We start from the raw sequence: 6,738 nt of genomic DNA on the forward strand, positions 1-6,738 counted from the left end.
AATAAAAGAGTAAAGATTAATGAAAAAGCTTGGTTTTATATATGTGTGTTTTGTGTTTCTGTTTTTTCAATGTAAAGAATCAAAAGAAGTCGTAAATCAAGTTAGACTCACCACGTTTGTAAATCCGTTTATTGGAACTGACGGCCCAGGAAACACTTATCCGGGTGCAACGGTTCCTTTTGGAATGGTGCAATTAAGTCCTGATATCGGAATTTCGGGTTGGGATCGGATTGCAGGTTATTTTTATAAGGATTCCATAATTACCGGGTTTTCGCACATGCATTTATCAGGAACCGGTGCTGGCGATTTTTATGATATTTTAGTGATGCCAACCAATAGCCGATTTTCAGAACGCATGGAAATCAATCACTTTAAGCCTTTTTCAGGTTTTTCACATGATAAAGAAACAGCATCGCCAGGTTATTATTCGGTAGATTTATTGGATTATGGCATCAAAGCCGAACTCACGGCAACCGAAAGAACCGGCATTCATAAATACACATTCCCACAAGATGATCATTCTCAAATTCATATCGATTTAGGTTATTCATTAAATTGGGACAGTCCAACCGAAACTTATATCAATGTGGTGGATAATACGACCATTGAAGGTTACAGAAAATCGACTGGATGGGCAAAAGACCAGCGTGTTTATTTTGTGATTAAACTATCCAAGCCCTTTGAAACTTATGAAATGTTTAAAAACGATACACTTTCAACATCGCCGGTAACGGGTAAAAACACTAAAATCGTTTTAAATTATAAAACTTCAGAAGGCGAAGCCATCGTTTTAAAAACAGGACTATCAACCGCCAATATTGAAGGTGCTTATAAATCTTTAGAAGTCGAAGCCCCACATTTTGATTTTGAAAAATTGAAACTTGAGGCTGAAAACAAATGGGAAATCCAACTCAGTAAAATTGATATTACGATTGCTGATTCGACCAAAAAACGCATTTTTTATACCATGTTGTACCAATCCATGTTGGCGCCAACTTTATTGAGCGATCACAACGGCAATTATAAAGGAGCCAACGACCAAACGATGAACGCCAATGGTTTTGACCGTTATGATACGTTTTCGTTATGGGATACCTACCGTGCGGCGCATCCGTTGTACACTATTTTGCATCCAAACCGCGTGTCGGATATGATCAATTCGATGTTGGCGCATTATAACGAAACGGGATTATTGCCCGTATGGTCCATGCAGGGTAATGAAACCAATATGATGATTGGTTACCACGCCGTGCCGGTTATTGTGGATGCGTATTTTAAAGGCATTAAAGATTTTGATGTGGATTTGGCTTACAAAGCGTGTATTGCAAGTGCCACCGATCCTTCTCGGCAAATTGATGATTATATGGCGTTGGGCTATGTTCCGGTGGATGACCACGACGAAAATTGGTCGGTTTCAAAAACCTTGGAATATGCTTATGACGATTGGTGCATTGCGCAATTTGCAAAAGCTTTAGGAAAAACCGACGATTATAATACCTTTTTAAAACGTTCGGAATACTGGCGCAACCATTATGATTCGCAAAGTACTTTTATGCGTCCAAAATTGAAAGATGGCACGTTTATCAAAGATTTTATCCCGAAAGATTATTCACCATATTTCTGCGAAAGTAATGCCTGGCAATACTTTTGGTCGGTGCAGCATAATGTTGAAGGTTTGACGGAAATTGTTGGTGGAAAGGAAATGTTTGAGAGAAAACTGGATTCTATGTTTACTTTACAGCCACTTGCGGACGATGTTTTACCAATTTTCAGCACTGGAATGATCGGTCAATATGCCCATGGCAATGAACCGAGCCATCATGTGGCCTATCTTTATAATTACATCGAAAAACCTTGGAAAACGCAAGAATTAGTCCGTGAAATTTTAGATACCCAATATCAAGATGAACCGAGCGGCCATTGTGGCAATGAAGATTGTGGGCAAATGTCGTCGTGGTACGTATTCAATGCTTTAGGATTTTATCCGGTAAATCCGGCACAGGGCATTTATGCTTTTGGTTCGCCAATAATCGATGCAGCAACCATCGCTTTAGAAAATGGAAAAACCTTTAGCGTAAAAGCATTAAATAACAGTCCAGAAAGTAAATACATAGAGTCTGTTAGCCTAAATGGCAAAATGATTGAACGCAGTTATATTACACATAAAGAGATTATGGAAGGTGGAACTTTAGTATTTGAAATGGGAGAACATCCTAACAAAAACACCAAATACGAGATGGCACCTTCATCAAAACTATACAATTAAAAACACAGGTATGTCAGACAGAAGAAATTTTATGAAGAAAGCTGCACTAGGTACTATTGGTATCAGTACGCTAATGAGCTGTAAAGATTTAGGTGTCGAAAGCACCGTTGTTGCACCCGATAGTTCAACTAAAAAAGTGCGTAAACCTTTGGTGATTTCCACTTGGAACCACGGTTTGCCAGCCAATGAAGAAACTTGGAATCAACTCAAAAACGGAGCATCTGCTTTGGATGCTATTGAAGCCGGAATGAAAATTCCTGAAGCCGATCCTAAAGTGCGAAGTGTGGGTTATGGCGGATTTCCGGATCGCGATGGTAAAGTTACTTTAGATGCCTGTATCATGGATCATAACAGCGATTGTGGTGCAGTATCGTTTTTGCAAGGAATTATGCATCCTATTTCGGTAGCAAAATTGGTATTACAGAAAACGCCTCACGTTATGTTATCAGGCGAAGGCGCACTCGAATTTGCATTATCCGAAGGCTTTAAGGAAGAAAATTTATTAACGGCAGAATCTGAAGCCGATTGGAAAAAATGGTTGGAAGAATCCAAATATAAACCGGTCATCAATATGGAAAACCACGACACGATTTCGATGTTGGTCATTGATGAAGACGGCAATATTTCAGGCGGATGCACCACAAGCGGTGCCGCATGGAAAATGCACGGTCGTGTGGGCGATTCGCCAATTATCGGCGCCGGATTATTTTTAGATAATGAAGTGGGCGCAGCAGCAGCCACAGGTTTGGGCGAAGCCGTCATCCGAACTGCAGGAAGTGCAATGGTCGTGGAATTGATGCGCCAAGGAAAATCGCCTTTTGAAGCGTGCAAGGAAATTGTGGAACGGATTTATGATAAACATAAAAACCATAAAGACATGGAATATCTGCAAGTCGGTTTTATCGCCGTTAATAAAAATGGCGAACACGCCGGTTACAGTTTGCGATCTGGTTTTAATTATGCCATTTATGATGAAGCACAAGGCAATCGCATGGAAGACGCCACTTTTAAAATGGAATGGGAGGAATAATCTTCACCCAGAACTGCTGAAAAAGCAGTTACGACCTCCCCAAAAGAGAGGTAAACGGAAAATTTACTTAAACCTAGAACATTAAATGATCAAGAATTGAACCCCAAAGGGGTGACATAATTATAAAAATTGAATTAACAACGATTTAAACCCTGAAAGGGTGCCATTATTATAGATTTTCAAAAATGAACATTTTCAAAAAAATAGTAACCTTGGTTTTAATAACCATAACGGTATCCTGCCAAGACAGTAAATCATCAAAAGTATTTACGGAAAGTGACATTGTCATAATTCCAAAACCGGTAGAATTAACCCTGCAACAAGGTTCTTTTGAATTTAATGACCAAACGCAATTTGTGATTGCTGATGCTTCGCAAAAAGAAATCGTTTCTATTTTATCGGATAAGTTTAAGAATGCTGCAGGATGGAGTTTAAAGATTTCAGAAAAAGCACCTCAAAGTAATTTTATTGAATTTATTACTGATCATACATTAAGCGATGAAGGTTATGAATTGATCGTAACTTCTGATAAAGTCACTATCAAAGCAAAATCCTATTCAGGGTTTTTATATGCCTTGGAATCCATCAGACAATTATTGCCTACGCAGATTGAGAGCAAAACCATCGCCAATAATACTGATTGGGTCATTCCAAATCTGATCATAAAAGATCAACCACGTTTTAAATGGCGAGGTTTGCATTTGGATGTGGCACGTCATTTTTTCAAAAAAGAATACATTATGCAAACCATTGATATGTTGGCCATGCATAAAATGAACGTCTTTCATTTTCATTTGGTGGACGATCAAGGTTGGCGTATCGAAATCAAAAAATATCCAAAACTAACAGAAATTGGCGGATTCCGAAACGATCAGGAAGATGCCCATTGGGACGGCCGTCGTGTGACTACGCCTGAAGATGATGCCACTTACGGCGGATTTTATACGCAAGAAGATATCAAGGAAATTGTGGCTTATGCCAAAACAAAAGGCGTGCGCGTGGTTCCTGAAATTGAAATGCCTGCCCATGTGATGAGCGCCATTGCAGCCTATCCGGAATTGTCGTGTTTTGAAACGCCTATCGGTGTGCCATCGGGTGGCGTTTGGCCGATCACCGAAATTTATTGTGCAGGAAAAGATTCGACTTTTGAGTTTTTGGAAAACGTGCTTTTGGAAGTCATGGAATTATTCCCATCAGAATATATCCATGTGGGTGGTGATGAGGCTACAAAAACCAATTGGGCAAAATGTCCGCAGTGTCAAAAACGAATGAAGGATGAAGGGTTGACCAATGTTGATCAATTACAAAGTTATTTTATCAAACGGATGGAACGTTTTATTTCTTCGCATGGTAGAAAACTGATTGGCTGGGATGAAATTTTGGAAGGTGGTATCGCACCAGAAGCGACCGTGATGAGTTGGAGAGGTTTTGAAGGTGGTATTGAGGCCACAAAACAAGGCCATGATGTGGTGATGACGCCAACGTCGCACATGTATTTTGATTATTATCAAGGACCGCAAAACTTAGAGCCTTTGGCTTGGGGCAGTTATATTCCGTTGAGCAAAGTTTATCAGTTTGACCCGGTTGTTGAAACGATGACACCAGAGCAAGCCAAACATGTTTTAGGCGGACAGGCTAACTTATGGGCCGAGCAAATTAAAACGGAAGCGCACTCGCAATACATGATTTTTCCAAGATTAGCGGCTTTATCAGAAGTCGTTTGGAGTCCAAAATCTTCCAGAAATTGGGATGATTTCTCACAACGAATCACCTCTCTTTTTGAACGCTATGAGTATTTAGATGTCAATTATGCGAAAAGTGCCTATTTGGTTATGGAAGAAGTTGTCATGGATATGGATAAGAAGGAGGTCTTGCTAAGCTTGAAAAATGAATTTACCGATGCCGATATCCGTTATACTTTAAATGAAAATCAACTGTCAAATAATGCCATAAAGTATACCGAACCTTTAAAAATCAATACAACGACCACCATTCACGCATCGTTATTTAAAGAGGACAAAGCCGTTGGCGTACCATTTAGTACCACTATCGAATTTCATAAAGCAGTGGGTAAAAAAGTAAGTTTTAAAGAAGCTTATAATGAACGTTACCAAGGTGAAGGCGAATTTGGATTGACCAATACCTTGCGCGGTACCAAAAATTTTATGGATGGCCATTGGCAAGCGTGGTTAAATAAGGATATGGAAGCCGTAGTCGATTTAGAAGTGCCAACACCGATAAGTGAAGTCATTTTGGGTGCTTTAGAAAATCAAGGTCCGGATATTTATTTTCCAACTTCGGTCACTGTTTCTGTTTCTGACGATGGCATCAACTTTAAAGAAGTGGGCACCGTAAAACGCGCTTTTGTTAAAAATCCAACCTCCGATTTAAAAGATTTTAAAGTTTCTTTTCAAGAACAATCCGTGCGTTATGTAAAAGTGGTAGCGACCAATTTAAAAACCATCGCAAGCGGAAATGGCGTATGGTTATTCGTCGATGAAATTATAATTAATTAGATATGAACTATTTTAAAATTATTACTGTACTCGTTTTCTTGATTGTCAATCCAATTATGGCTCAAGAAAAATTGACTAAAGAAGAACGTTTGGAGTGGTTTCAAGATGCTAAATTGGGCATTTTTATCCACTGGGGCTATTATGGTGTAAATGGTATTGGCGAATCGTGGTCGTTGTACCATAAGCAAATTCCTTATGACGATTATATGGCACAAGGAAAACAGTTTACTGCCAAAAATTACGATCCTGAAGCTTGGGCGAAATTGTTCAAAAAGATTGGCGCACGTTATGCCGTATTGACCACCAAACATCATGATGGCGTGGCGTTGTGGAACACAAAGTTCAGCCATCTTAATGTCGTTGAAAAAACACCTGCAAAACGTGATTTAGTAGCACCTTTTGTTGATGCTTTAAGAAAGGAAAATTTAAAAGTAGGTTTATACTATTCGTTGATCGATTGGTCGCATCCTGATTATGATGTGGTTTTCCCACGACCTGATACGCGCAAAAATTATCCACAAAAAAATCAAAATCAATTATCCGCATGGCAACGTTTTCTAAAATTTAACGATGGCCAGTTGAGAGAATTGAGCACTAATTTTAAACCGGATTTATATTGGTTTGATGGCGATTGGGAAAAGTCTAGTGAAGCATGGCAAGCAGAATCTTTAAAGGATTCATTATTGGCTTGGAATCCAAAAGTGATTGTCAATTCCCGTCTTAAAACCTATGGCGATTACAGCACGCCAGAACAAGGTGTTCCTGTGGTAAGACCTGACGGTGCATGGGAATTTTGTATGACGATGAACGATAATTGGGGATATTTTCCGTCAGATACCAATTACAAGCCAATCTCACAAATCATCCGGACTTTTGTTGAAGTTATTGCTTCGGGAGGGAATTTATTATTGAATGTCGGTCCAAAA

General features: G+C 39.3%; 4 protein-coding genes. All 4 read left to right on the forward strand.

Features of this window, described 5'->3' with window-relative positions; translation table 11 throughout:
- The first annotated feature begins 19 nt into the window (after positions 1-19).
- A complete protein-coding gene (locus tag VNJ50_RS13215) occupies positions 20-2,266 on the forward strand; it encodes a GH92 family glycosyl hydrolase (protein WP_325582677.1) in 2,247 nt (748 codons plus the stop codon).
- A gap of 10 nt (positions 2,267-2,276) precedes the next feature.
- The gene (locus VNJ50_RS13220; RefSeq protein ID WP_325582679.1) at positions 2,277-3,296 is read left to right on the forward strand and encodes a N(4)-(beta-N-acetylglucosaminyl)-L-asparaginase; all 1,020 of its coding nucleotides are present in this window, start codon (positions 2,277-2,279) and stop codon (positions 3,294-3,296) included.
- 185 nt (positions 3,297-3,481) lie between these two features.
- Positions 3,482-5,812, forward strand: coding sequence for a family 20 glycosylhydrolase (locus VNJ50_RS13225; RefSeq protein ID WP_325582681.1), 2,331 nt, complete (start codon positions 3,482-3,484; stop codon positions 5,810-5,812).
- Positions 5,813-5,814: 2 nt separating this feature from the next.
- Positions 5,815-6,738 (forward strand): alpha-L-fucosidase (locus VNJ50_RS13230; RefSeq protein ID WP_325582682.1); only part of this gene is annotated, 924 nt, incomplete at its 3' end.

It is taken from the genome of Gelidibacter sp. (assembly GCF_035577925.1).
GTDB lineage: Bacteria > Bacteroidota > Bacteroidia > Flavobacteriales > Flavobacteriaceae > Gelidibacter.

Bases quoted from the DNA above. Each gene is read 5' to 3' on its own strand.
- VNJ50_RS13215 (WP_325582677.1), top strand. From the start codon at position 20: ATGAAAAAGCTTGGTTTTATATATGTGTGTTTTGTGTTTCTGTTTTTT.
- VNJ50_RS13225 (WP_325582681.1), top strand. From the start codon at position 3,482: ATGAACATTTTCAAAAAAATAGTAACCTTGGTTTTAATAACCATAACG.
- VNJ50_RS13220 (WP_325582679.1), top strand. From the start codon at position 2,277: ATGTCAGACAGAAGAAATTTTATGAAGAAAGCTGCACTAGGTACTATT.